21 protein-coding genes are annotated in these 25682 nt (G+C 42.3%); 10 read left to right on the plus strand and 11 right to left on the minus strand.

All coding sequences use genetic code 11. The features are described 5' to 3' along the window. Nucleotides 1-17 precede the first annotated feature (17 nt). The 5 genes from INP83_RS16960 (at nt 18) to INP83_RS16980 (ending at nt 6637) form a co-directional block, all read left to right on the plus strand. The gene (locus tag INP83_RS16960; RefSeq protein WP_146269912.1) at nt 18-1517 is read left to right on the plus strand and encodes a RagB/SusD family nutrient uptake outer membrane protein; all 1500 of its coding nucleotides are present in this window, start codon (nt 18-20) and stop codon (nt 1515-1517) included. Nucleotides 1518-1602: 85 nt separating this feature from the next. After that, complete coding sequence (locus INP83_RS16965; protein WP_219125206.1) at nt 1603-3888, plus strand: GH92 family glycosyl hydrolase; 2286 nt, start codon at nt 1603-1605, stop codon at nt 3886-3888. 7 nt (nt 3889-3895) lie between these two features. Beyond that, nucleotides 3896-5071 (plus strand): Gfo/Idh/MocA family protein, encoded by a 1176-nt coding sequence (locus tag INP83_RS16970; RefSeq protein ID WP_219125207.1) that lies wholly within the window; start codon nt 3896-3898, stop codon nt 5069-5071. Between the two features lie 145 nt (nt 5072-5216). Beyond that, nucleotides 5217-6086, plus strand: coding sequence for a polysaccharide deacetylase family protein (locus INP83_RS16975; protein WP_146269916.1), 870 nt, complete (start codon nt 5217-5219; stop codon nt 6084-6086). An 80-nt stretch (nt 6087-6166) separates the two neighbouring features. Beyond that, entirely contained in the window at nt 6167-6637 is a 471-nt protein-coding gene (locus INP83_RS16980) for a nuclear transport factor 2 family protein (RefSeq protein WP_146269918.1), read from the plus strand. Nucleotides 6638-6677: 40 nt separating this feature from the next. Here INP83_RS16980 and INP83_RS16985 read toward each other — a convergent pair whose 3' ends face one another. Further along, nucleotides 6678-6953, minus strand: coding sequence for a hypothetical protein (locus INP83_RS16985; RefSeq protein WP_146269920.1), 276 nt, complete (start codon nt 6951-6953; stop codon nt 6678-6680). 60 nt (nt 6954-7013) lie between these two features. Beyond that, nucleotides 7014-7382 carry an STAS/SEC14 domain-containing protein gene (locus tag INP83_RS16990; RefSeq protein WP_219125208.1) on the minus strand — a complete coding sequence of 123 codons (369 nt, stop codon included), beginning with the start codon at nt 7380-7382 and terminating at the stop codon, nt 7014-7016. 90 nt (nt 7383-7472) lie between these two features. On the opposite strand from INP83_RS16990, the gene queG reads away from it, so the two are divergent. Next, on the plus strand, nt 7473-8411 hold the full coding sequence (gene queG / locus INP83_RS16995) for a tRNA epoxyqueuosine(34) reductase QueG (RefSeq protein WP_219125209.1): 939 nt from the start codon (nt 7473-7475) through the stop codon (nt 8409-8411). A 145-nt stretch (nt 8412-8556) separates the two neighbouring features. Here queG and INP83_RS17000 read toward each other — a convergent pair whose 3' ends face one another. After that, a complete protein-coding gene (locus INP83_RS17000; protein ID WP_219125210.1) occupies nt 8557-9582 on the minus strand; it encodes a 3'-5' exonuclease in 1026 nt (341 codons plus the stop codon). Between the two features lie 103 nt (nt 9583-9685). Here INP83_RS17000 and INP83_RS17005 point away from each other — a divergent pair, with 103 nt between their 5' ends. Then, nucleotides 9686-11659, plus strand: coding sequence for a DUF3857 and transglutaminase domain-containing protein (locus tag INP83_RS17005; protein WP_219125211.1), 1974 nt, complete (start codon nt 9686-9688; stop codon nt 11657-11659). Further along, entirely contained in the window at nt 11656-13566 is a 1911-nt protein-coding gene (locus INP83_RS17010) for a DUF3857 domain-containing transglutaminase family protein (RefSeq protein ID WP_219125212.1), read from the plus strand. The genes INP83_RS17005 and INP83_RS17010 overlap by 4 nt, the downstream gene beginning before the upstream one ends. A 4-nt stretch (nt 13567-13570) precedes the next feature. On the opposite strand, the gene INP83_RS21255 is transcribed toward INP83_RS17010, so the two are convergent. The 7 genes from INP83_RS21255 to INP83_RS17040 all read right to left on the minus strand — a co-directional run bounded on the left by INP83_RS21255 (nt 13571) and on the right by INP83_RS17040 (nt 19867). Further along, a complete protein-coding gene (locus INP83_RS21255; protein ID WP_255563179.1) occupies nt 13571-13693 on the minus strand; it encodes a hypothetical protein in 123 nt (40 codons plus the stop codon). 39 nt (nt 13694-13732) lie between these two features. Further along, nucleotides 13733-14341, minus strand: a complete 609-nt coding sequence (locus INP83_RS17015; protein WP_219125213.1) for a C40 family peptidase — start codon at nt 14339-14341, stop codon at nt 13733-13735. Nucleotides 14342-14410: 69 nt separating this feature from the next. Continuing rightward, on the minus strand, nt 14411-14800 hold the full coding sequence (locus tag INP83_RS17020; protein ID WP_219125214.1) for a VOC family protein: 390 nt from the start codon (nt 14798-14800) through the stop codon (nt 14411-14413). A 1-nt stretch (nt 14801) separates the two neighbouring features. After that, on the minus strand, nt 14802-17030 hold the full coding sequence (gene purL / locus INP83_RS17025) for a phosphoribosylformylglycinamidine synthase subunit PurL (protein ID WP_219125215.1): 2229 nt from the start codon (nt 17028-17030) through the stop codon (nt 14802-14804). A gap of 134 nt (nt 17031-17164) precedes the next feature. After that, on the minus strand, nt 17165-18001 hold the full coding sequence (locus tag INP83_RS17030; protein WP_219125216.1) for an energy transducer TonB: 837 nt from the start codon (nt 17999-18001) through the stop codon (nt 17165-17167). A 153-nt stretch (nt 18002-18154) separates the two neighbouring features. After that, a complete protein-coding gene (locus INP83_RS17035) occupies nt 18155-18736 on the minus strand; it encodes a DUF4468 domain-containing protein (protein ID WP_219125217.1) in 582 nt (193 codons plus the stop codon). A gap of 72 nt (nt 18737-18808) precedes the next feature. Continuing rightward, complete coding sequence (locus tag INP83_RS17040; protein ID WP_219125218.1) at nt 18809-19867, minus strand: porin; 1059 nt, start codon at nt 19865-19867, stop codon at nt 18809-18811. A gap of 533 nt (nt 19868-20400) precedes the next feature. Here INP83_RS17040 and INP83_RS17045 point away from each other — a divergent pair. Beyond that, nucleotides 20401-22575, plus strand: a complete 2175-nt coding sequence (locus INP83_RS17045; RefSeq protein ID WP_219125219.1) for a glutamine synthetase III — start codon at nt 20401-20403, stop codon at nt 22573-22575. A 36-nt stretch (nt 22576-22611) separates the two neighbouring features. Here the strand turns inward: INP83_RS17045 and INP83_RS17050 are convergent, their stop codons facing one another. After that, nucleotides 22612-24390 (minus strand): chloride channel protein, encoded by a 1779-nt coding sequence (locus tag INP83_RS17050; protein ID WP_146269946.1) that lies wholly within the window; start codon nt 24388-24390, stop codon nt 22612-22614. A 70-nt stretch (nt 24391-24460) separates the two neighbouring features. On the opposite strand from INP83_RS17050, the gene INP83_RS17055 reads away from it, so the two are divergent. Then, the gene (locus tag INP83_RS17055; RefSeq protein ID WP_219125220.1) at nt 24461-25642 is read left to right on the plus strand and encodes an AIR synthase related protein; all 1182 of its coding nucleotides are present in this window, start codon (nt 24461-24463) and stop codon (nt 25640-25642) included. Nucleotides 25643-25682 lie beyond the last annotated feature (40 nt).

Genomic DNA, 25682 nt, shown 5'->3' on the forward strand with positions numbered 1-25682 from the left:
TCAAATCTATATCGATCATGAAAATAAAAATCAAAAAATATAGTATAGGTTTGTTAGTTGTATTAAGTATAACAGCAACCAGCTGTAAGAAATATCTTGATGAGAAAAATTACAGCAACTTTGATAAATCGAACTATTTTCAAAATGCAGGCCAGGCGCAAGCTTTTGTAAAGGGCATATACACTTTCCTGTACATGTTCCAAAATGGTGATGCGTACGGCGAAAGCCCATTTATCACCATTGAGCTATTTGCAGGGCATGCAACCTCGTTAGGGCAAAGCGTTAACAATGGTAATGTAATTAACCAACGTACTGACGCTGTTAACCCCGGATTTGAAACCGTTTGGAGAAACAGCTACAGCGCAATTGCAAATGCCAACCTGGCAATTGAGCGCATCCCGGCAATGACCATAGATGAAAGCTTAAAGAAAAACCTGTTAGGTCAGGCTTATTTTTTAAGGGCCTTCTTTTACTATCACCTTGTAAGATTATATGGCGACGTGCCTTTAATTGTAAAACCGGTTGAAATTAGCGACCCTGATCTTTACGCATCAAGAGCGCCACAAGCCGATGTTTACAAACTGATCATCGCGGATCTTGAAGCTGCAAAGACTTCCGGTCTATCAAATACAGATCAAACAGGTTTAGTATCATTAGGTGCTGTTAAGACATTGTTAGCGAGCGTTTATCTTACAACTGCTGGTTATCCGTTAAAACAAACAGAAAATTATGCTAAAGCTGCATCTGAAGCAAAGGATGTATTGCCTTTATATACCCTATTTACAGATTATGCCTATCTGCATGATAACGCACACAAAAATCAGGGTGAGCTGATATTCCAGATCAACTATTTAGTTGGTATACGTGAGAACGCTATACCGCAATTAACTTTACCGTTCAACCTTTTGGTAGGTGGCTACGGAGATCACTTAGGGGCGATGATACCTACTAATGATTTCTTTAATAGCTATGAAACCGGTGACTTACGTACGCAGGAACGCCAGTTTTATTTCTCAAGCTATCCTAAATACAAGGATCCTTCAACAATTATAAACTTTGGTTCACATGCCTTATACAAGTACTTCCATGTTGAAAGTGCTGCGGACAACGGTAATGCCAAAAGCGATGAAAACTGGACATTGTTACGCTTACCTGAGGCACAGTTAATTTATGCTGAAGCCAGTAACGAGGTTAACGGCCCTACCCAGGATGCTTACGACGCTGTGAATGCTATTCGTACACGCGCAAAACTGGCTAATCTAAGCGGATTAACAAAAGACCAGTTCAGGATAGCGATCTGGAAAGAGCGTTACCACGAATTGGCTTACGAGAACAAGGCATACTTTGATGTGCAGCGCACGCACCAAACTTACAACCCTAAAACCAACACCTTCGGCGAGGCTACCTCTACGCCAACCGAACAGGGTGTTACTTTTAAAGAACAATACTATTTATGGCCTATACCGCAACGCGAGATAGCAACCAATAAAAATTTGACTCAAAACCCAGGTTGGTAAGCTAAAAATTACAATATAAAAGACCGGCTTTAACAGCCGGTCTTTTATATTTACAGCCACTAACAATCAGCTTTAACTAACACAAATGAAAAAAGGACTACTTTTCATAAGTTCATTCTTATTAACGGCTAACATTTTTGCCCAACAGGTCACCAAAGTTACCGACCCTGTAGAGTGGATAAACCCACTAATGGGCACGCAATCAAAATATGATCTGAGTAATGGTAACACCTACCCTGCCGTTGCCGTGCCATGGGGCATGAATTTTTGGACCCCGCAGACCGGTAAAATGGGCGACGGCTGGCAGTACACCTATGACTCATATAAAATAAACGGCTTTAAACAAACCCACCAGCCATCGCCATGGATGAACGACTACGGGCAGTTTGCCATTATGCCGGTAACAGGTGCTTTAAAGGTATCGCAAAACGGCCGCGCAAGTTGGTTCTCTCACAAGGCAGAAATATCTAAACCGTACTACTACAGCGTTTACCTTGCCGACCATGATGTTACAGCAGAGATTGCTCCAACCGAGCGTGCCGCGCAATTCAGGTTCACGTTTCCTAAAACAGATAGCTCATACATTATTGTTGATGCATTTGACAGAGGATCTTACATAAAAGTATCGCCCGGCCAGAAAAAAATAGTTGGCTACTCAACCAAATATGCGCGTGGCCCGCTTAAGAACTTTAAAAACTACTTTGTTATTTACGTTGATAAACCGATTACCACATCACAAGTGTATTCGGATAGCACGCTAAAAGAAGGCAACGAGCTAAAGGATAAACACGTAATGGCTGTAATTGGCTTTAAAACTGCTAAAGGCGAAAAGGTTAACCTGCGCGTGGCCTCATCTTTCATCAGCGAAGAGCAGGCCGAGCTGAATCTGAAGCGCGAGCTGGCTAACGATAGCTTTGATGCTACCAAGCAAAAAGCAAAAGCTGTGTGGAACAACACCTTAAGCCGCGTTGCTGTTGAAGGCGGTACTGTAGACCAGATGCGCACCTTTTACTCTTGCTTGTACCGCATGCTATTCTTTCCCAATAAGATGTACGAGCTTGATGCAAAAGGCAGTCCGGTGCACTGGAGTGCGCAAAACGGCGAGATACTACCAGGTTATAAATTTGCAGGCACAGGTTTTTGGGACACTTTCCGCGCCTTATATCCTTTCTTAAACCTTCTATATCCATCTATTAACAAAGAGATGCAGCAAGGTCTGATAAACGACTACAAAGAAGGTGGCTGGCTGCCAGAATGGAGCAGTCCCGGTTACTCGGCAGTAATGATAGGCAATAACTCCGCGTCAGTAGTATCAGATGCTTATATGAAAGGCCTGCGCGGATATGATATCAACACTTTGTACCAGGCGTTACTTCATGGCGCTAACAATGCAGGCCCTGCGGCTACCGGCCGCGAGGGTGTAGAATACTATAACAAACTGGGATATGTGCCTTATGATGTTAAGATCAACGAGAATGCAGCCCGTACTTTAGAATACGCTTACGATGATTTTACAATCTATCAGTTAGGTAAAGCGCTTGGTCGCCCAACGTCTGAAACTGATGTATATCGTAAGCGAGCCCTGAATTATAAAAACCTGTTTGATCCATCAACCCGCTTTATGCGTGGCAAAAACAAAGATGGTAAATTCCAGTCGCCATTTAACCCAACAAAATGGGGTGATGCCTTTACCGAGGGTAACAGCTGGCATTACACCTGGAGCGTTTTCCAGGATGTACAAGGCCTTATAGACCTGATGGGTGGCAAACAAAACTTCAATGCAAAATTAGATTCGGTATTTACGATGCCACCTGTTTTTGATGATAGTTATTACGGCGAGGTAATCCATGAGATCCGCGAAATGCAGATTGCTGGGATGGGTCAGTATGCGCATGGCAACCAGCCTATTCAACACATGATTTATTTGTACAACTACGCAGGCGAACCATGGAAAACACAACTGCATGTACGAGACGTGATGAACAAAATGTACAAGGCTACGCCTGATGGTTATTGCGGAGATGAAGATAACGGCCAAACATCTGCGTGGTACGTTTTCTCTGCCATGGGCTTCTACCCTGTTACACCAGCTACAGACCAGTATGTTTTAGGCGCTCCGTTGTTCAAAAAAATTACTTTAAAACTGGAGAATGGCAAAACCGTTACCATCAATGCTGCAAACAACAGCGCCGATAACAGATATGTAACAGCGTTAACTGTAAACGGCAAGCCATACAGTAACAACTGGCTTAGTCACAAAGCTTTGCTGCAAGGCCAAACGCTCAACTTCAACATGTCTGCAACGCCTAATAAAGTGAGGGGTTCTAAGCCAGCCGACGTACCATATTCATTATCTACCGATAAAAAATAACTAAAACATGAGGGTTGCGAAAACACTTCTGGGGCTTACTATTGCTGTTTGTGCATTTGCAAATACATCAACTGCTCAGGTAGGCAAACCGTTGCCGCTGCCGGTACCGCCGCCTGCGGTAAAACAATCACCAGGAACTTTGGCGGTGGCCAAGCCCGTGATTCTAAGTACTATGCGGTTGGGTGTTGCGGGCTTGTCGCACGATCATGTTCACCTTATCCTGAGCGACTACCGCGACGGCAAGGTAAATATTGTAGGCATCGCAGAAGCAAACAAAGATCTGCGAGCCCGTATGCAAAAGCAATACAATATCCCGGACTCTTTGATGTTCGACGACCTGAAGAAAATGATATTGGCCAAAAAGCCGCAAGTTGTATTAGGTTATAACCCTGTTGCCAAGCATGTTGATATTGTTGAAACCTGCGCCCCTTTGGGCATATCTGTAATGGTAGAGAAGCCCCTTGCTGCAACTTTGCAACAGGCCAGGCGGATGGAGTTTTTGGCGCTTAAATATTACATAAGGCTGCTTACGAATTATGAAACTACCTGGTACCCTTCTTTCAATAAAGTACGCGAAGTTGCCAATAAAGACAGTATAGGGCAAATTCGCAGAATGGTGGTACACGATGGGCACGAAGGGCCTAAGGAAATTAATTGCAGTAAGGACTTTACTGATTGGCTTACCGACCCGGACATGAACGGTGCAGGGGCTTTAAACGATTTTGGCTGTTATGGTGCTAATTTAATGACCTGGTTATTAAATGGCCAGCGCCCAACCGCAGTAACGGCCATAGCCCGCCATTACAAGCCACAGACCTATCCAAAAGTTGAGGACGATGCTACAATCATTGTTGAGTACCCAACAGCAACAGGTATCATTGAAGCATCATGGAATTGGCCATACTCCATTAAAGACCTCGAGGTTTTTGGCGACGAAGGTTACATGCATGCTTTTGACAAAGACAACATCCTTACACATATTGACAAACAACCGCCGATAACTTCCGTTGCGCCGCCAATAGCTGCTCCTTATGACAATCCCATAACCTACCTGGAGGCGGTGGTAAAAAACCCGATGATCGGTATTACCGACAGGTCTTCATTGAGAAATAATATGATCGTAATGCAAATACTTGACGCTGCCAAACGCTCCATAGCAGAAGGTAAAAGAATAGTTTTATAACCATTTTTAACTTAACAAAGTTCCGCTTACAGTGGAACTTTGTTGTTTATACCAACTATTAAAATCGTATTAAATTTATTAACACTTAATACTGCGCCATCAAAATATTTTATTTTAGCGCTTCAAAATCATCACCATCTATATTATGATCAAACAACTTTCGGCATTGTTGCCTTTCTGCGTTGTAGGTATGCTCTCATGCCAGTCTAAACCGGCAAATTCTGATAGTTCTGTTAAAGCAGACAGTGCTTCGCGTACTGCTGCAGCTACTGAAAATACTAAATCGCCTGTAGCGCAAGTGGCTAAGGGAGCCATTGATAAAGCTGCAATAATGGCCAAAAAACAAGTGCCTGTAATTTGCTACCACCAGATACGTGATTGGAAACCAACAGATTCCAAGGGTGCTAAAGATTACATAGTACAGATCGCTGCATTTAAAGATCATATGAAAATGCTGGCTGATAGCGGCTACCATACTATTCTTCCGGATGAGTATTACAACTATCTGGTAAATGGTGCAAAACTACCTTCTAAACCCATTATACTTACTTTTGATGATACTGACCTGGATCAGTTCACTATCGCAGCACCGGAGATGAAAAAGTATGGTTTTAAAGGTGTGTTCTTTGTGATGACGGTATCTATCGGTCGCCCGCATTACATGACAAAGGAGATGATCAAACAACTGAGCGATGCAGGCCACATTATTGGTTCACATACCTGGGATCACCACAACTTTAAAAAATTCCAGGGTAAAGATTGGGAGATCCAATTAGATAAACCAACCAAGAAGTTAGAAGAGATCACCGGCAAAAAGATCACCTGGTTTGCTTATCCATTCGGTTTATGGAATGCACAAGGTATCCCCGAGCTTAAGAAACGCGGTTTCATAGGCGCCTTCCAATTAGCTGAGAAACGCGACCCCAATGAGCCTTTATTCACCCTACGCCGTATCTTAGATAGCGGTTACTGGAGTACCAAAACTTTAAGCAATAGCATTAAAAACAGCTTCTAAGTTTAGAACAAAAATATTGAAGCCCTTTCCTAACAGGAGGGGCTTTTGTTTTTAATTTTTGTTGGTTACTTTTAGCCATCATGACCAATACGCTTCGTGCCATAATTACTTTTATATCTATTGCTTTAATTGCTTCTTGTAACCAGGAACCTGAAAAGCCGGTTACCGTACCCGGCGAGCAGTCGCGTAAATTGATAGATCTTCATTTTCAATACCTGAATGATCATAACCTAACGGACCTGGTTAACCAATACGCGGAAAAGGCAAAGATCACAACATCCGATTGGGATGGTGAAAGCTATGGCCGGCAAGGTGCTGATCAAATGTTCCATCAGGTTTTTTACGTGTCGCCTGATGCGAAATACCTTGTTGACAATGTGATCAACAATGATAGCACTATGATAGTTGAGTATGATGTAATTGGCCTCAGAGACAAGGCAAATAGCCCCATAAGGTATGACCTGCGTAACTGCAGCATTTTTAAATTAAAAAATGACAAGATCGTAAGTGAGGCGACATATTCAAACTCCCGCCTCTATCATGCCAAATAACAACGAAATGCCCCTCAAATGATAAGGGGCATTTTGTTATTTACAAATTTTCTCCCGAAGGCCCCTGGCCTTTATTTGACGCTGTCTGGTCTGTGGGTTTTTCCAATTCCGGTGTATCGTTTGGCACGTCAGGTTCTGTTTCTGGTGTCACCGTGGGGATCTCTTTCGCAAGATCTGGGTTGTCAACTTTCTCATTAGCCTGAGTATCGTCATCCTGTTTCAAGGTGTCGTTATCTACATTTTCGATATTCCCTTTTATGTCGTGGTTTTGGCCCTGGTCATTGGCCCTGTCAAATCCGCCCGAATAATTTTCCATGATGGTAATTTAGATGTGTGTTAATTAGATTATAAACTATTTAGTAATGCTTTCAAATTTTCAATCTTTTGCCGATACCCATTTAACGGCATCATCAAGTTCGTTCAACGCAAAACCCTTTGATTTTCCCGGAACAAAGAATCTGAAAAGATCAGAGAACCATTGTACGCCTTTCTGGTCGGTTACCACTGCGATCTTATTCCATTTGGTAAAGTTCTTCAGGCCCATTTTAATGTCGTTCCACCACGCACCCGCTGTCCAATTCTGTACATCGGTTTCTAACACCAATAGATAATTTATCTCACCTTGCTTGTCAACAAGTTCATTTATTCTTGGCATCAGCACGTTTTCTACGTCCTCTTTACTCACCTCGTCTATCGCATGTATCCCTACCACATGAGGTTCCAGATCGTTAATAAATTGCAGCATTTTTAATTTTAAATTAAATCAACCAAAAGCCATACCACAATCAGTGTAGTAAATACCATTATGCTCTTTATCTGTATCTTTGCGGGCAGAATGAACAGCAAGCTTTCGCAATATTCGCAACTGATAAAAACTGAGGCTAAAAACCTTGGCTTTTTATTCTGCGGTATCTCTAAAGCAGAATTTTTAGAAGAGGAAGCTCCCCGCCTCGAAGCCTGGTTAAATAAGGGCATGCATGGCGAAATGAAGTACATGGAAAACTACTTCGACAAACGCTTAGACCCGCGTTTACTGGTTGATGGAGCAAAATCTGTTATCTCATTGGGATTAAATTACCACACTGACGTTTTACAGGATGACCCTACCGCCCCAAAAATATCCAAATACGCTTACGGAACTGATTACCATACAGTTATAAAAGATAAATTAAAGCAACTTTTAACCTTTATCAATGATAAAATTGGAGAGGTTGGTGGCCGTGCATTTGTAGACTCGGCGCCTGTGTTGGATAAAGCCTGGGCAAAAAAAGCAGGTTTGGGCTGGATAGGAAAGAACACAAACCTCATCAGTAAAAAAACAGGTTCATTTTTCTTTTTGGCCGAATTGATAGTAGATATTGAACTTAGTTATGACATTGCCCCAACCGCTGATCATTGCGGCGACTGCACACGCTGTATAGACGCCTGCCCTACCGACGCCATTGTAGGCCCATATATAGTTGATGGTAGCCGATGCATCTCCTACCTCACTATCGAGCTTAAGAACGAACTACCGCAAGAATTTAAAGGCAAGATGGATAACTGGATGTTCGGCTGTGATGTTTGCCAGGACGTTTGCCCCTGGAACCGTTTTTCAGTACTACATCAGGAACCTGCATTTGCTCCCCACCCCGATCTGCACGGCCTGAAAAAGCAGGATTGGGAAGACATTACGCAGGAAGTTTTCCAGAAAGTTTTCAAAAACTCAGCTGTTAAACGCACCAAATTTGAGGGGCTAAAAAGGAATATCACCTTTTTGAAGAAAAGTAATTAGAGATCACGCGACTATGAAATACAGAGTCAGCAATGACATGATTTAATTCATCGCTTCAAAGATTCTTCACTATCGCTCAGAACTCCAGTTTTTATTTAATGGATCAGTTAACTAATCCCTGATCGCCAATCACTAATCTCTGACACTACCCCTTTTTAAATTTCATAGCTAATTGTGCCAGCATATCGTCATCAACAGGTTTTGCCGGTTCTTCTTTCTTTTTAAAGGGCTTATTATATTGCTGGTTGCCCTGATTAACATTAGGGCTGCTTTTAGGTGCATTGTTTTGAAATGCAGGTCGGCTCTGTTGTTGCCCCTCAGTCGCCGGCGTTTGCTGGGCCCGGTTCTGATGACGTTCGGCTGCCTTCTTGGCGTTCCAACGCTTGTATATTTCTTCTAACTTACGCTTGGTGTATAAAGGAAAATCGCCCTGCATCATCCATGAATAATAGCTTGGCTCAACATTTAAAACATCTTCAACGCGTTTGCCTTTGTGCTTACCAAAATTTATTAGTTCTTCACCATCCTCGTTGTAAACCATGCGGCCGGCAAAATCAACCGGGCGGCTAAGGTTGGTAAATTTATGCAGCGCCTCAACATCCCCTACAACTGGTTTGCTTCTGTTACCTTTTTTATCTTCCCATTCTACATCTGCGTACTTTTCAAGTTGCGCCAGTAAAACTTCCATGGTTGCGCGAGTATCTGCCTCTGCAGAGTGTGCATTGATAATCTCTTTCTGGCAATAAAACTGGTAAGCTGCCTTTAGTGTGCGCTGCTCCATCTGGTGGAAAATATTCTGCACATCAACAAAGTGACGGTTATCGAGGTCAAAATCAACGCCTGCGCGCAGAAACTCTTCCATCAGCATTGGTATGTCAAATTTGTTGGAGTTGTATCCGGCAAGGTCGCTCTCTTGTATAAAATCAGCTATTTCCTTGCCTAATTCTTTAAATTGCTTTTCGCTTTGGATATGTTCATCATAAATACCATGCACTAATGACGACTCCAGCGGGATTGGAATTCCCGGATGTACGCGCCATGTACAAGCCTCGTCAGTTCCATCAGGATGAAGTTTGATAACAGATATCTCTACTATTCGGTCGGCACCAATGTTGGTACCGGTAGTTTCCAGATCAAAAAATGCAAGCGGACGCTTTAACTGTAGTTTCATATAAGTTGTAAGTATACAAAGGTGCCAAAATCACCATCATTTTTGTTATTTAATTTTAAGTAATTTTTAATATTTTCAGGCTAATAATTGATCCCTAAACTATATGTACAAATTTCTGTTTAACCTGCTGGTAATCATATGCATGGCTACCTTTTCTCAAGCGCAGGATTTCCCATTCGGTTCGTTCACCGTTGACGAACTACAACAAACAAATTATAAAAACGATACTTCGGCCCACGCATACGTCATAAAGGAGTTTGGTTCGACCAAGCTTGATATGGGTAATAATGACCGCATCAATATGTTTTACAAGTACCACGTAAAGATCAAAATACTTGATGCAAAAGCTTTTGATAAAGGTACTATCAGCATTCCGTTCCGTAGCTATGATGATGTTATTGAAGATGTAAGTGACATTAAAGCGCTGACTACCTATATGGAAGATGGAGGTGCCGTAAAAAAAACCGAATTAGATAAAAGCAAGATTTACACAACAACCATAAATAAGTATTGGAAAGAAATAAAATTTGCAATGCCTAATCTGCGCAAGGGCTGTATTATCGAGTATTCTTATACCAAGATTATACCTGGCTTTTATAGTTTCCCATCATGGGAGTTTCAAAGCGATATACCTAAAATGTATTCTGAGTATGAAGCGCATATTCCTGCCTTCTGGACCTACACCGCAATGATGCGGGGCTCGCTTAAACTTACCAAAAGCAAAGCAGATATTGAAAAGGAATGCTTTAGCTCAAGAGGCTCAAAATGCGACTGTTCATTCCTGTCATATGGCATGGCAGATATACCTGCGATGGTGGAGGAAGATTACATGACCGCACCCAAAAACTTCTTATCTGCTGTTTATTTTAACCTTCAGGAATGGGTGAATCCTTACACCGGGGTTAAACAACGCGAAACAAAAGAGTGGGCGGATATAGATTACAACCTTAAACACGCAGATTATTTTGGTTCGCAAATTAAAAAGAACCTGCTAAAGCCGTATTTACTACCGGTTATTGCAGGTGCTAAAGACGATCTCTCAAAAGCGATAGCTGTTTACCAATACATTCAAAAAAACATCAAGTGGAACCAGATCAGATCTACCGGAAGTGAGAGTGTTAAAAAGGCTTTGGAAAGCCACAGCGGGGATGTTGCTGATATAAATCTTGCACTTGTAGCTGCACTAAATTCGGCGGGTATCAAAACCGATGCTGTATTGGTATCAACGCGCGATAACGGCATTGTTAACAGGCTTTACCCCGTTGAGCGTGAGTTTAATTATGTGATAGCAAAAGCCACTATTGGCTCAGATGATTACCTGCTGGATGCCACTGATCCGATGCTACCATTCGGCACTTTACCAATGCGTTGCCTTAACGACCAGGGCCGTGTGATATCATTTGATAAACCATCTTACTGGATGGACCTGAACAACAAACAACGCAAGGCCACCACCAGTTCGCTGGATTTAACCCTGGAAAGTAACGGCAAATTAAAAGGAACAATCACCACCTACTCAAGCGGATATGATGGCTATCTTAAACGTTTAGCCATCAAAAAGTTCAACAGCACCGATGAATATGTTGAAAATCTTGATGAGCGGTTAACGCATGTTAAAATATTAAAATCGGATTTTACAAACCTGGACAGTCTGGATAAGCCTTTGGCAGAAAAATACGATGTTGAGATCGACCTTTACAATGGCTTAAACCATGATAGAATGGCTTTTAACCCAATGTTATTGGACAGGATGGTTGTTAACCCGTTCAAATTAACAGAACGCGCTTACCCTGTTGACCGTGGCATGCCATCAAGCGACCGTTATACCATTACTATGCACCTGCCGGCCGGATACAGCATTGAAAGCGCTCCGCAACAGGCTAACATCGGCTTGCCAAACAAAGGCGGTCGCTTTATGACCGACTTTAGCGGTGAGGGAAATAACTTCGTCTACTCAAATGTTATCCAGTTTGATAAAGCCATCTATGCCCCGGAAGAATATCCGTTTCTAAAGGAGCTGTATAATAAGATAATTGCCTCAGAGAAAGCAGAAATAGTGTTTAAGAAAAAATCATGAGGCGTATCTTAACTTTTCTTTTCTGCCTTTTATTCGCAGGCGTTGCAATGGCGCAGGCTAATCACGCCGTATCGGCAATACCTAAAGATCTTCTACCTTATGCCAGCGCCGTGGTGCGCAACCAAAACGTAGTTACGGAGATAAAAGATCCCGCTAATACTATTTACCGGTTAAAAAAGGCGGTTACCATTTTTAACGAAAATGGCGATGATATTGCGCGAATAGTGTTGTTCTACGACAAGAGCCGCGCTATAAAAAGTATAAAAGGTGCAACTTATGACGAGTTTGGCAAACTGGTGAGTAAATTCTCAGAAAAAAACTTCAATGATGAAGGCACCAGCGATGGCTTTTCTTTATACCAAGATTCGCGGGTTAAACATTATCTGCCAACCATCGGATCATACCCATACACTATTGAATATGAGGTGGAAATGCGTTTTAAACAAACCCTGGTACTGCCCGACTGGAACCCTGTCTATGAACCCGGCGTTGCTATTGAAAAAAGCACTTATACCTTTGTCTGTAAACCCGATTTTAAGATAGCTTACAAAGAGATTAACCTACCTGCTAAAATGGTAAGCGGCTCTACCAAAGAGGGCTTGGTTACTTACAATTGGGAGGTAAATAATCTAAAAGCTTATCGCAATGAACCATATAGTCCTATTGCCGAAAACTATTTTGCCCGCCTAAAAATTGCCCCTAAAACATTTACTTATGGCGGCATCCCCGGCAGTAGCAGTAATTGGAATGAATTGGGTAAGTGGACTTTCGATAATTTACTAAAGGGCCGCCGCGATCTGTTATCCGCTACCAAAGACATGGTTAAACAGCTAACTGCCAACATTACCAACCCCAAAGAAAAGGCGAAAAAGATATACGAATATATGCAAGGCAAAACCCGGTACATTAGCGTGCAGATCGGTATTGGCGGTTTTCAGCCCTACCCTGCATCTGAGGTGGACCGATTAAATTATGGTGACTGCAAGGGCCTGGTGAATTACACACAAGCTTTATTAGAGGCTGCTAATATACCCTCGTGGTATTGTGTTGTTGAGGCCGGCGCCGGTAAGAAAGTAAGCATGCTGCCTGATTTTGCAACAATGGATCAAGGCAATCACATTATACTTTGCCTGCCTTTTAAAAACGACACCACTTTTCTGGAATGCACCAGTCAAAAAATACCTTTTGGCTTTTTAAGTGACTTTACTGATGACCGCACTGTGCTGGCTTGCACGCCGGAAGGTGGCAAGCTGTTGCATACGCCTAAATACACGGCAACCCAGAACCTGCAAACACGTACTGCGCAGTTCAGCATTACTGACAGCGGCGACCTTACAGGTGAAATGACCACCATATATAAAGGTACCCAGTACGATAATCCCGAAGAATTGGTTGATGAGCCATTTACCGAGCAGGTTAAAACCCTGCGCAAGCAGTACAATTATTTACCCAACCTGGAGATAGAAAAACTGAGCTTGAAGCAGGATAAATTGCAAATGCCGGTATCTACAGAAACAATTAAGCTTAGTGCCGGAGAATTTGCATCAACGGATAACGGCAAGATCTACTTCTCGCTTAACCCTTTAAACCGCAGCCGGTCTTTAAAAGATATTAGGAACCGTATTAACCCGGTTTATATTAACCGTGGTTATACTGACGAAGATGAGATCACTTATATTTTGCCTAAAGGATATCATCCGGAAACAGATGGCTGGCACGTAAACATGGATGAGCCTTTTGGCAAATACCATGCGAGTGTTAAGATTGCCGACGGTAAACTGACCTATAAACGCAGCCTAAAGGTTATTGATGGCACCTACGACAAAGAAACTTATAGCAAGCTGGTTGAGTTTTACCAAAAGATAGCAGATAACGATGCATACACTGTATCGCTGGTAAAAAACTGATCTATTAACTAAAGATAATGATGCCGAGTATGATACCGACGATCATGATCACATAGAGCATGATCTCGGTGCCGGCAAAGCGCTTGTATTTTGTCCAGAAAGAGTAATCTTGTTTTTCCTTAGCCATTTCAACAAAAATAAACCTTTTAAATGGGTGATAGCTAATTTACTGACCGTCTGTTTGGGCAGTAGCCGTATCATTTACAATTATTGAGCCTGCACGTGAGAAATATTTGTAGATGCCAATGTCATGCAAACGTGCTATCATTACACCTTTGCGGGTGCTGGCATGCACAAAATAGCCGTTTTGTAAATAAACACCCACATGGCTAAACTGCTTACCATCAAAGTCGAAGAATACCAGGTCGCCTTCCTGTAGTTCCTCTTCATATTTACGTTTGATGATGCCAACCTGGGTAGCACAAGTGCGTGGAACAGATTGGTCATAAACCTGCAGTTGTAGTAAAAACACCAGACCAGAACAGTCTACACCATCTTTATCCATCCCACCAAAACGGTAGGGTGTGCCGTACCATTCATCAATAAAGCTATACAAACGGCCATTTTGGATATCGTTACGCTTGATACCCATCAGTGAGGAATATTTATCAGCAAGTTCCTTATCTGGCTTTACCATCACATACGGTCCGCGCTTAACGGGGATAGCGCCAGCAGCATAATCAGCAGGTTTACGTGGTGTCAGCTTATGCGAACACGATGATAAAACTGCAATGGCAGCTGCAAATAAAATAAGCCTGTAGTAGCGTATTGACATAATTACTTAAAGTTACTCCGAAAGCTAAAAATGTTACAAGAGATGTTATAAACATTTTAACATTGAAAATTATACTTCGTATAATTCAAGCGGCAAACCATCGGGGTCGTTAAAGAAGGTGAAGCGTTTACCGGTAGTTTCATCTCTACGTATCGGCTCGGTGATAACCCGGTACTCGTTTAAATGAAAAATCGCTTCTTCAAGGTTGTTTACTTCAAATGCTAAATGCCGCAAACCCAAAGCCTCAGGTCGGGAAGGGCGAGGCGGCGGCCCCGGAAAAGAAAAAAGCTCGATCTGGTAGAGTCCGTTGACTTCCAGATCAAGCTTATATGATCTACGTTCTTCACGATACACTTCCTGAAGCACAGTAAAACCTAAAATTTCAGTATAAAACCTTTTAGATTGCTCATAATCTGAACAAATGATAGCGATGTGGTGTATCCTGTTCAGCTTTAGCATCTTATTCGTCGCCTAAAATTACGTGCAGCACATTGTCGTGCACCATTTTAATATCGGTAATGTTGCCGAACGGCTCACCGTCAACAGTAGCGTTACCTAAACCGTTTACTGTACCTAATAAGCTAAACTCGGTTTCACTGGTAGCCATCATCTCAATAAAGCGCTCCTGGTCATCAGGTGCTACAGTAACTACTACCCTGCCCTGCGCTTCACCAAACAGGAAAGCATCTTTACGTATGCCGCTATCGCTCTCAATGTCAAAACCTAAACGGTTAGGCATAGCTGCTTCAGTTAACGCAATGTACAAGCCACCATCCGCAACATCATGCGCAGATTGAATAACTTTATGTTTGATCAATTGCTTAACAACCTGGTGCATTGCATACTCTTTTTCAAGATCAAAATACGGAGCCGGAGCTTTTAATATTTTGTGGTACGATGCCAGGTATTGTGATGATGCTATATCATTTTGCGATTCGCCGATCAGATAGATCAGATCCCCCGGTTGTTTAAAATCTAAGGTCATCAGGTTATCCAGCTCATCCATCACACCTAACATACCAATGGTTGGCGTAGGGAAAACAGGGCCTTCATCTGATGATTGATTGTAGAAACTTACGTTACCACCGGTAACGGGGGTTTCAAATTTAGTACAAGCCTCGCCCATACCTTTAATAGCACCAACAAACTGCCAGTAAACTTCGGGCACGTAAGGGTTACCAAAGTTTAAGCAATTGGTAATAGCTACAGGTTCGCCGCCTGCACAAGTAATGTTACGCGCAGCTTCGGCAACGGCAATTGCAGTACCTTTCTGCGGATCAGCATATACATACCGTGAGTTACAATCACAGGTTAGTACAATAGCTTTATCGGTATTCTTTACAGCAACCACAGCCGCATCGCTTGGGCGATTGGTGGTCATGGTTGATGTGCCTATCATGGAATCATACTGATCGGTAACCCAACGTTTTGATGCCAGGTTGGCATGGCCTATCAAATGTTCTGCTACCTCTACCAAATTTTCAGGTTCGGCAACATCTTCAATCTTAAATTTCTGATTTTCAGAATAGTAAGCAGGCTCGCGATATTCGCGTTGGTAAACCGGTGCACCGCCACCCAATACCAGGTCATCAGCAGGCACATCAGCAACCTTTTCACCGTTCATAAAATACTCAAGGCGTTGGGTATCGGTTACTTCACCAATAATGGCGCAGTTCAGGTCCCATTTATCAAAAACAGCCTCAACAAGGGCTTCTTTACCTTTCTCGACCACAATAAGCATACGCTCCTGTGATTCAGATAACAGGATCTCGTATGGTTTCATGTTTTCCTGGCGCATCGGTACACGATCAAGGTGAATGATCATGCCGTGCTCGCCTTTAGCACTCATTTCACAATTTGAGCAGATAATACCAGCTGCACCCATATCCTGCATGCCAATTACAGCACCGGTCTTAATTACCTCAAGCGTAGCTTCCAGTAACAATTTTTCCTGGAAAGGGTCACCTACCTGTACGGCAGGTAAATCATTAACAGAATCTTCAGTAATATCTTTTGATGCGAAAGCCGCACCATGTATACCGTCCTTACCGGTAGCCGAGCCTACAATATACACCGGGTTACCTACACCGTAAGAAGTTGCAGAAACGGTTTCGCCGGCTTTAACTATACCGGCAGAAAAAGCGTTAACAAGCGGATTGATGTTATAGCATTCGTCAAAGAAAAGCTCGCCACCAACAGTTGGGATACCAAAGGCGTTACCGTAATGACTGATACCTTTCACTACGCCCTTAACCAGCCACTTGGTTTTATCAAGGCTTAGGTCGCCAAAACGCAAAGAGTTCATCTGAGCGATTGGTCGTGCGCCCATGGTAAAAATATCTCGGTTGATACCGCCTACACCTGTTGCTGCGCCCTGGTAAGGCTCAAGCGCTGATGGGTGGTTATGCGATTCGATCTTGAAAGCGCAGCCAATACCATCACCAAGATCAACTAAGCCAGCGTTTTCTTCCCCTGCTTTAGCAAGCATACGAGGGCCATCTTTCGGAAGGGTTTTAAGCCATGTGATAGAGTTTTTGTAAGAGCAGTGTTCGCTCCACATTACCGCGAAGATAGAAAGCTCGGTAAAATTGGGTACGCGGCCTAATATCTCTTGTATGCGGTCAAATTCTTCAGGTAAAAGTCCCAGATCGCGGGCGGTTTCAACGGTTGTTAATTCCTGGTTCTCCAATGTAGTGTCTTTTATGTTGAAAGGATGCGCGAAATTAAGAAAAAAGTCCGTAAGACCGAAGTCCGAAAGCTAAAGATGATGTTCTCTTCTTCAGACCTCCGGACTTCGAACTTCTTAACCTACGACTTGAAAAATCACTCACTCAACTGAAAATTCATGGGGATGCTGTATCTCACCCTTACTGCACGACCGTTCTGTATGCCGGGTTTCCAGGGTTTAGCCAGTTTTAGCACTCTAACGGCTTCTTCATCCATTCCGTAACCTGCCTTGCCGGTAACGGTAATGTCTGTTAGGCGGCCATCCCGCTCTACTACAAAACTAACCATCACCCGGCCACTTTTACCTTCCTCTTGTGCTTGTGACGGGTAACGAAGATTTTTGCTTAAAAATTTTGACCAGCCGGCTGCACCACCATCAGGTTCGGGCATCACTTCTATTGTACTAAAATCTTTAATTTCATCAGTGTTAATTTCAGTTCCATCCCCACCGCTACCTAAAGCCGGCGCGGGCTCGGCTATTTGTGGTATGCCGCCATCACCTTTTGTAGTTTCAGCACCAACCTCTGTTTTTGCCAACTCATTGATCGTTGGCATATCGGTATCAACCTCGTTAGGCGTAATATGCGGTACTGTAAATTTTGTTGTTGCCGCAGCAGGTAAAGGCTTTTCCGGGGCGGCCGGTGCTGCTGCCTTTTTTGGCTGCTCGATAATTTTGTCTTCCTGTTTGGGCGGCGGAGGAAGATCCGGAATAGTTAGAGTTGTGGTATGTTCTACTGGCTCTATATGCTTACTTTTAGCGTAGGTGTAAGCACCTGTAACGATGATGATAGACCCGAAAGCGATAGCCATCGATTTTAAAATGGTTGCACCATAAGTTTTCCTTAGTTCATAAGCGCCATAGGCCTTATTGCGATTGTGAAATACAAGCTCGAGCCACTCGGGGTTGTAAAGGTTTAATTTTTCGTTTAGCATAGCGTTTAAAATTTTATTTTACTAATTAACGCATTTGCCAAATAAAATGTTGAATTTATTTGAACTTTTACAAAATATTTATTTGAATATTTATTTTTTTAAGATTTTTATATCGTATAAGCAGTTAAAGTAAAAATTTTATTTGGTATTAAACTACCAATTACCTGTATGTACCTTCTTAACCTCGGGCCGCTTCATAACCGGTGGATCGTTGTCAATGGATTGCTTAAGTCTCAATTCCGTAGTAATACATCCAGTTGCTACCTGGTTATAAATGTCATCAGCGTCTTTTTGGCTATATTTTGAAGTTAAGTTTTTCAGATCGATGTGGACACCTTGCACAGCTACCATATTTCCGTACCTGTCGCGTTTATACGGGGTGTAAACAAAATCACCAAATTTATACCTGTATTTTCCATCCGCTGCCTGAAAATTCAGGGTATAACTTACCTCACCGCTTTCTTTTCGCACCAGTGAAGTGCCGCTGTAATTAATAAACTTACCCGCTACGTTAAACGCTTTATCAGCTTTACCCTTTTTGGGTTTTGTATCTTTGCTTAGCGCCGCAGCAAATTTCCACGCGCGTGCGTAAACACTGTCAGCAGAAAGCTCCGGCTTAGATACTACTTTATAATACACATACTCGTTATTCTCATCAAGCTGCAAAGAATCTTTCTGCGCGTAAAGCTCCGCAGTAGCAAACAATAGCGTAACTAATAACAATGCTTTTTTCATACTTATAAAGATAAGCCATCCGCGGTTAACCGGGATGGCTTAAAAGTTAAATTAAATCGTATTTATTATCCTTTAGAAAGCGTAAACAGCTGCCAGTACAAACTGCGATGCTGTTTTGGTTAAACCACCACTTTTTGTAGTAAAGCCGTCAGTATCGTTCTTGTTGCTATCCAATCTGAACTCCGGTATTAAAGTTAGCGGCCCGGCTTTCACGTTTGCAGTTAAGGTAGCAGCAAACACCGAACTGCCCGGCGGCGGACCTAAAGTTGCATAAGAACCGCTTTTAGTTTTAAAGTATTCACCACGAAGACCCAAAGTAACATCTTTAGATACACCTACCTGCGGATAAAGCGCAACACCGGTAAAACCACCCGTGCCAACAACAGCGGCAGGTTTAAAATCAGCTGCATTTAAGCCCAATTTAAATATATCTGTGATCTGGTAAGATGTAGTAAGGTCAAACTCGGTACCTGATAATCTGCCTGTAAGCACATTTAAATATGCAGTCCAACCGGTAACAGGCGAAATCATAAACTGAGCGCCAAAAGTGTTCACCTTATTAACGGAGGTGTACAAATTCCATGAATCGTTGAAGATACCGGCCATTAAACTAACCTTACTGCTAAAGGCATAAGTTGCCTTAAAGCCAGGGTTTTGGAATGGCCCATTAGTGAACAGGTAAGATGTTGAATAGTTAAAGTTACCCACCGGGCTTATAACTTCGTAACCCACAAACGTTGCCATATAACCACCCGTTAAGTTTAACTTATCAGTCACGTCATATGATACATAGAGGTTTTGTATATGAAAGCTATTTGTTTTTTCGTCATATACCCCGGCCGCATTTGGAATAGATTGCGCTTGCCCGCGCGGACCAAATGATAACTCCCCAACAAATGATGCTTTACCAACTTTTTTCTTTAGCGCAAGGTCAACCATACCTATCGAAACTGAATTTTGATCTGAAGCGAAGCTGGTTGGAATGTTGTTGTGTTTAGAGAAGTCGTATTTATAATATGTATCAACAGAACCGGATATGGTTAAGGGCGGATCTGTCTTGGTTGTGTCCTGCGCTTTCGCGGCAAACACTGCTAAAATTGAAAATGATAAAAGTAAAAGTCTTTTTTTCATGATAATGGATTAAATTTCAAAGTGATTAGTTAATTGTTTAGTTTATTTGTTAGTTGTCAGTAAAAACCGTAGCAAAAAAAAACAGATCACCTCACAAATCCATTCTACAATTAAGGCAATTGAAATAAAATACCTTGCCATTTTTATATGAAAAGCTAAATAATTAGCTAATCATTATAAAAAAAACCCATCTGTTTTATATTTTTTCTAAAATCAATAATAAAATCAATATTAACAAGGATTTTATGAACAATTTTTAATATATATTAAATTAAACAATGTTTTTGTTACCATCTTTTTAGATAAATCGCATTATAAATCATAATTCAATTAAAATATAACCAAAAAATCACATTTACATCACCTAAAATTTTTAATATTTAAATCAGACGGTTTTTTCAGCAATTACCTCTACTGTTTTATGGATTTATTTTTGTTAGGAATGACATTGCCGCAATCCCTAAACTTTGAAACAACTATTCATCGTTTATAAAAGGATTTTCTAATTTTGGACGCAACCAATTAGAAAAATTATGGCAAACACCCGTTTTCAGGCACTGCAAGCTGTATCAAATCGCGAAATCCCTGAAATAAAGCTTCCTTCATCAAAAATCTCTGATTATTTCGGCGTAAATGTTTTTGATAAGCAAAAGATGAAAGAGTTTTTGTCAAAAGACGCTTACGCTGTGATTGTTGATTCGATAGACAACGGCGTTCCTATCCCTCGCGATATGGCAGAACAGGTAGCGTCGTCGATGAAAGCATGGGCAATGGCCAAGGGCGCTACGCATTATACGCACTGGTTTCAGCCGCTTACGGGCTCTACAGCCGAAAAGCACGACGCTTTTTTTGAGCCGACAGCGGATGGTGGCGCCATCGAACGTTTTAGCGGTGATGCACTATCGCAACAAGAACCAGATGCATCCAGCTTTCCAAGCGGAGGTATACGCAATACCTTCGAGGCACGCGGTTATACGGCATGGGATCCGTCATCGCCAGCTTTTATCATAGGCCGTACATTATGCATACCTACGGTATTTGTATCATATACCGGAGAGGCGCTTGATTATAAAGTACCTTTATTAAAGGCGTTAAGCGCACTTGATAAAGCTGCGGTTGATGTTTGCCATTACTTTGATAAAAGCATAGAGAAAGTGAACGCCTCATTGGGTATTGAGCAGGAATATTTCCTGGTTGATACCGCTTTATTTAACGCCCGCCCCGATCTTTCGTTAACCGGCCGTGCCTTATTTGGCCATATGTCTGCCAAAAACCAACAGCTGGAAGATCATTATTTCGGTGCTATCCCAAGTCGTGTTTATGCCTTTATGCAAGACATGGAAACGGAGGCGCTGAAGTTGGGTATACCTTTAAAGACCCGCCACAACGAAGTTGCACCATCGCAATTTGAGTGCGCCCCTATTTATGAGGAGATAAACCTGGCCATAGACCATAACCAATTGCTTATGGATATTATGGACCGCGTTGCGCAACGCCACCACTTTAAAGTATTATTGCATGAGAAACCTTATGCAGGTATCAATGGCTCGGGTAAACACAATAACTGGTCATTAATTACCAACACCGGAAAAAACCTGTTGTCACCAGGCAAAACGCCGAAGAACAACCTAATGTTCCTCACCTTTTTTGTTAACACCATTAAAGCTGTACATGACCATGCCGATCTGCTTCGTGCATCTATTGCATCAGTAAACAATGATCACCGACTGGGCGCAAACGAAGCGCCGCCTGCTATTATCTCTATTTTCCTGGGCAGCCAGTTAACGGAGGTGTTGGATGATATAGACAGCTCGCGCCTTAGCAAAAAAATAAAAGAGGAGAACTCCCTATGGCAGGGTATTCCTAAAATACCACAGATCCTAAAAGATAATACCGACCGTAACCGTACTTCTCCCTTTGCCTTTACCGGTAATAAATTTGAGTTACGTGCCGTAGGCTCATCAGCCAATTCTGCCAGCCCTATGACCATTCTTAACCTGATCATGGCAGATCAGCTTAAGCGGTTCAAATACGATGTAGATAAACTGATAAAAAAAGGGGAAAAGAAAGACGTTGCCTTAATGACCATTATTAAGCGTTATATCAAAGAGTCGCGCGCCATTAGGTTTGAAGGCAATGGATACAGCGAAGAATGGGAAAAAGAAGCAGAAGCCCGTGGCTTAGCCAATGTAAAAACAACACCAAAAGCCCTTGATGCTTTAATAACCGATAAAGCAGAAATATTATTTGAAGAGACCGGCGTATTTACCAAACGCGAGGCCCTGGCCCGCCACGAGATTTTGCTGGACAACTTTTATAAAAAATTACAGATAGAAGCACGGGTAATAGGTGAATTAGCTATCAATATACTTATACCGGCGGCGCTCACCTACCAATCAAGATTGATTGAAAACGTTAGGGGTTTGAAAGATATAGGTTTGGATAAAAGTACTTATGTGGCTCAGCTTGATATCATCAATAAAATTGCAGAACACGTTAACGGCCTTAAACAAAATGTTGACGATATGATAAATGAGCGCAAAAAAGCCAACAAAATTGAAGACCTGCGTGAGCGCGCTATTGACTATGATGAAAAGGTGAAAAGCTATTTTGCTCCGATAAGATTCCATGCTGATAAACTGGAAACTTTAGTGGATGATAGCCTGTGGCCGCTACCGAAATTCAGAGAGTTGTTGTTTATTAAATAAAACAAAAGCCCTTCAAAAATTTGAAGGGCTTTTGTTTTAGCGTGCAAAAAGATCTGCCTGCTGGTTTTTGTGGATAATTACCTCCCGGTACTTATTAAGAACTGCAGACTTCGATATAAAGCCGATAAATACACCGTCTTTGACTACGGGCAGCTGCCAAACTTCCAATCCATCGAAAGCTTCCATTACCTCACTCATTGGTTCATCATGGTCAATTATCGCGGGCGGGGCTACCATAATATCTTCAACCGTATGGCCTTCCTGCACTGCAGTGAAAAGGCTTTTTCTTATCTCGTCCAGCCATATCACGCCCTCTAAAGAGCCTTCTATATTTAACACCGCAAATATGTTAGCTTTGGTTTCGGCAAGTATCTTGTAAAAATCAGCCACAGGCATATTTTTATTGATAGCCTTGTAATCATAATTGATCACGCTATCCAGCCGCATGGCATTCAGTAAACTAAAGTCTTCATCGGGCTGTATGTTATCATCATGTATCAAATGACTCCAATACATATTGTGTTTATTAAACATCCTGGCAATGATGTATGACATAGCAGATACGATCATCAGCGGAATAAACAACACGTACCCACCGGTTATCTCTGCAATAAGGAATATTGCCGTTAGCGGTGCATGCAATACACCACTCAGCGCGCCCGCCATACCTACAGCCACAAAATTACTGGTGCTTAACTCTATCAACCCGGTCTGATTGACCGCATAAGCAACAAATAGTCCTAAGAATGCACCGGTGAACATGGTAGGTGCAAAACTCCCGCCGTTACCGCCGGAGCCTATGGTAATCCCGGCAGCAATTATCTTTGCGAATACGAGCGCTGCAATAAACAGCAGCATTACCCACGGATTATCAAGCCAACTGCCAAAAATGATATCCTCTTTAAGCACATCAACATTGCCATTAAGTATTTGCTGCAGATAATGATAGCCTTCACCAAATAAAGTTGGTAAAATCATCAGCATTAACCCCAGAAGTAACCCGCCTGCAATAGCCCTTACATAACGGTTTTGCTTCAAAAATATCCCCTTTTCCAATTGTCCGCCAACTTTGGCGATGTATACAGATATCCAACCGCTTAAAACACCTAAAATAACATAAAACGGCAGGGCGCTCATGTGCCAGCCAACCGTTACCAAATGAAACAGATCTTGTGAGTAAAGCATCTTGGCAACAACCACACCCGTTGCCGAGGCAATGAGTAATGGAATAAACGTGGGAATGGTGATTTCCCCTATCAGGATCTCCAAAGAGAACAAAACACCGGCTATCGGGCTATTAAATACAGCAGCAATACCAGCTGATGTACCTGCCGCCAATAAAACCGTTTTTTCGTATGGGCTAAGATTGAAGAATTTACCCACATTAGAACCAATTGCCGCTCCTGTACATACGATTGGCGCTTCCAAACCTGATGATCCACCAAATCCTACAGTAAGTGAACTTGTAATTAGATGAGAGTAAAGATTATTGGAACGAATGTTTGAACGGTTCTTTTTGATGTTATATAATATCTTTCCTATCCCCTTTTGCATCTTATCACGGTTAACAATATGCTGCCAAGCTACCGTAAGGAAAATACCGAGCGCAGGTAAAAACACATAAATGACATGGAAAGGCAGATGCGATGATATGTTACGGCTCAACTCTTCCATCAAATGGACCAAAAATTTAAGGGTAACAGCGGCTAAGCCACCTATGAGGCCAACAAATACACTGCAATAGATAAGAAAGTTACGTTGGGCATTACGTTTAAGGCGCCAGCGGTTAACTTTATGAGTAAACGTTTTGAACATAGTAGTGATGGGGAGTTCGGCAATGTAACAAATTTACAGCGTACAATACGATTAAGCAGTATATTTGCCCATGACTTCTCCGCAAAGATACGATCAGCGTGGCGTTTCAGCATCAAAAGATGATGTGCACAATGCCATTAAAAATATTGATAAAGGGATTTTTCCGAAAGCATTCTGCAAGATAATCCCCGATATACTAACTAATGATCCGGCTTACTGTAATATTATGCATGCAGATGGCGCAGGGACTAAATCTTCATTAGCATACACCTACTGGAAAGAAACAGGCGATATTTCTGTTTGGCGCGGCATTGCACAGGATGCCATTATCATGAACATTGATGACCTGCTTTGCGTAGGTGCTACCGACAACATTTTACTGTCATCAACAATCGGTCGTAATAAAAATCTGATCCCGGGCGAAGTTATTGCTGCTATAATTAACGGTACAGAAGAAGTACTGGCAGAGCTGCGAGATGCGGGCATTGGCATTTACTCTACCGGTGGCGAAACTGCCGATGTAGGCGACCTGGTGCGCACCATCATTGTTGATTCTACCGTTACCTGCCGCATGAAGCGCGAAGATGTGATCTCTAACGACAGGATAAAACCCGACGATGTAATCGTTGGCTTAGCGTCATACGGTAAAGCAACCTATGAAACTGAGTATAATGGTGGTATGGGCTCAAACGGCTTAACATCTGCGCGCCATGATGTGTTCAATAAATCGATAGCCGAAAAATATAGCGAAAGCTATGACCCCGCCGTTCCGTACGATCTTGTATTCAGCGGGAGTAAGACCCTAACTCATAAAATTGATATAGGCAATGGCGAAACTGTTACCGCAGGGAAACTGGTGTTATCAGCAACACGTACCTATGCGCCTATTATTAAAGCCATTTTGGAAAAATACCGCAGCCGGATCAATGGGATGGTACATTGCAGCGGCGGTGCACAAACCAAAGTATTACATTTTATTGAGAATTTGCACATCATCAAGGATAACCTGTTCCCTATCCCACCCCTATTTAAACTGATCCAGGAAGAGTCGAACACCTCATGGCAGGAAATGTACAAGGTATTTAATATGGGCCACCGTATGGAGCTTTATGTGCCGAAAGAAATTGCAGAAGATATTATTGCTATCTCTAAAAGCTTCAACGTAGATGCGCAGATAGTTGGCCGCGTTGAAGCCGCCGATAAAAAACAGGTAACAGTTACGTCACCCTATGGCGAGTTTGTTTATAATTAAATTTACTATGTAAACAAAAAAGGGCTGCCAATTGGCAGCC

The sequence above is a fragment of the Mucilaginibacter sp. 21P genome (assembly GCF_019331605.1).
In the GTDB taxonomy this organism is placed as follows: domain Bacteria; phylum Bacteroidota; class Bacteroidia; order Sphingobacteriales; family Sphingobacteriaceae; genus Mucilaginibacter; species Mucilaginibacter achroorhodeus.

What these genes read in the sequence shown, in the direction of transcription:
- INP83_RS16960 (WP_146269912.1), top strand. Translation starts at nt 18, where the DNA reads ATGAAAATAAAAATCAAAAAATATAGTATAGGTTTGTTAGTTGTATTA.
- INP83_RS16965 (WP_219125206.1), top strand. Translation starts at nt 1,603, where the DNA reads ATGAAAAAAGGACTACTTTTCATAAGTTCATTCTTATTAACGGCTAAC.
- INP83_RS16970 (WP_219125207.1), top strand. Translation starts at nt 3,896, where the DNA reads ATGAGGGTTGCGAAAACACTTCTGGGGCTTACTATTGCTGTTTGTGCA.
- INP83_RS16975 (WP_146269916.1), top strand. Translation starts at nt 5,217, where the DNA reads ATGATCAAACAACTTTCGGCATTGTTGCCTTTCTGCGTTGTAGGTATG.
- INP83_RS16980 (WP_146269918.1), top strand. Translation starts at nt 6,167, where the DNA reads ATGACCAATACGCTTCGTGCCATAATTACTTTTATATCTATTGCTTTA.
- INP83_RS16985 (WP_146269920.1), bottom strand. Translation starts at nt 6,953, where the DNA reads ATGGAAAATTATTCGGGCGGATTTGACAGGGCCAATGACCAGGGCCAA.
- INP83_RS16990 (WP_219125208.1), bottom strand. Translation starts at nt 7,382, where the DNA reads ATGCTGCAATTTATTAACGATCTGGAACCTCATGTGGTAGGGATACAT.
- queG (WP_219125209.1), top strand. Translation starts at nt 7,473, where the DNA reads ATGAACAGCAAGCTTTCGCAATATTCGCAACTGATAAAAACTGAGGCT.
- INP83_RS17000 (WP_219125210.1), bottom strand. Translation starts at nt 9,582, where the DNA reads ATGAAACTACAGTTAAAGCGTCCGCTTGCATTTTTTGATCTGGAAACT.
- INP83_RS17005 (WP_219125211.1), top strand. Translation starts at nt 9,686, where the DNA reads ATGTACAAATTTCTGTTTAACCTGCTGGTAATCATATGCATGGCTACC.
- INP83_RS17010 (WP_219125212.1), top strand. Translation starts at nt 11,656, where the DNA reads ATGAGGCGTATCTTAACTTTTCTTTTCTGCCTTTTATTCGCAGGCGTT.
- INP83_RS21255 (WP_255563179.1), bottom strand. Translation starts at nt 13,693, where the DNA reads ATGGCTAAGGAAAAACAAGATTACTCTTTCTGGACAAAATACAAGCGC.
- INP83_RS17015 (WP_219125213.1), bottom strand. Translation starts at nt 14,341, where the DNA reads ATGTCAATACGCTACTACAGGCTTATTTTATTTGCAGCTGCCATTGCA.
- INP83_RS17020 (WP_219125214.1), bottom strand. Translation starts at nt 14,800, where the DNA reads ATGCTAAAGCTGAACAGGATACACCACATCGCTATCATTTGTTCAGAT.
- INP83_RS17030 (WP_219125216.1), bottom strand. Translation starts at nt 18,001, where the DNA reads ATGCTAAACGAAAAATTAAACCTTTACAACCCCGAGTGGCTCGAGCTT.
- INP83_RS17035 (WP_219125217.1), bottom strand. Translation starts at nt 18,736, where the DNA reads ATGAAAAAAGCATTGTTATTAGTTACGCTATTGTTTGCTACTGCGGAG.
- INP83_RS17040 (WP_219125218.1), bottom strand. Translation starts at nt 19,867, where the DNA reads ATGAAAAAAAGACTTTTACTTTTATCATTTTCAATTTTAGCAGTGTTT.
- INP83_RS17045 (WP_219125219.1), top strand. Translation starts at nt 20,401, where the DNA reads ATGGCAAACACCCGTTTTCAGGCACTGCAAGCTGTATCAAATCGCGAA.
- INP83_RS17050 (WP_146269946.1), bottom strand. Translation starts at nt 24,390, where the DNA reads ATGTTCAAAACGTTTACTCATAAAGTTAACCGCTGGCGCCTTAAACGT.
- INP83_RS17055 (WP_219125220.1), top strand. Translation starts at nt 24,461, where the DNA reads ATGACTTCTCCGCAAAGATACGATCAGCGTGGCGTTTCAGCATCAAAA.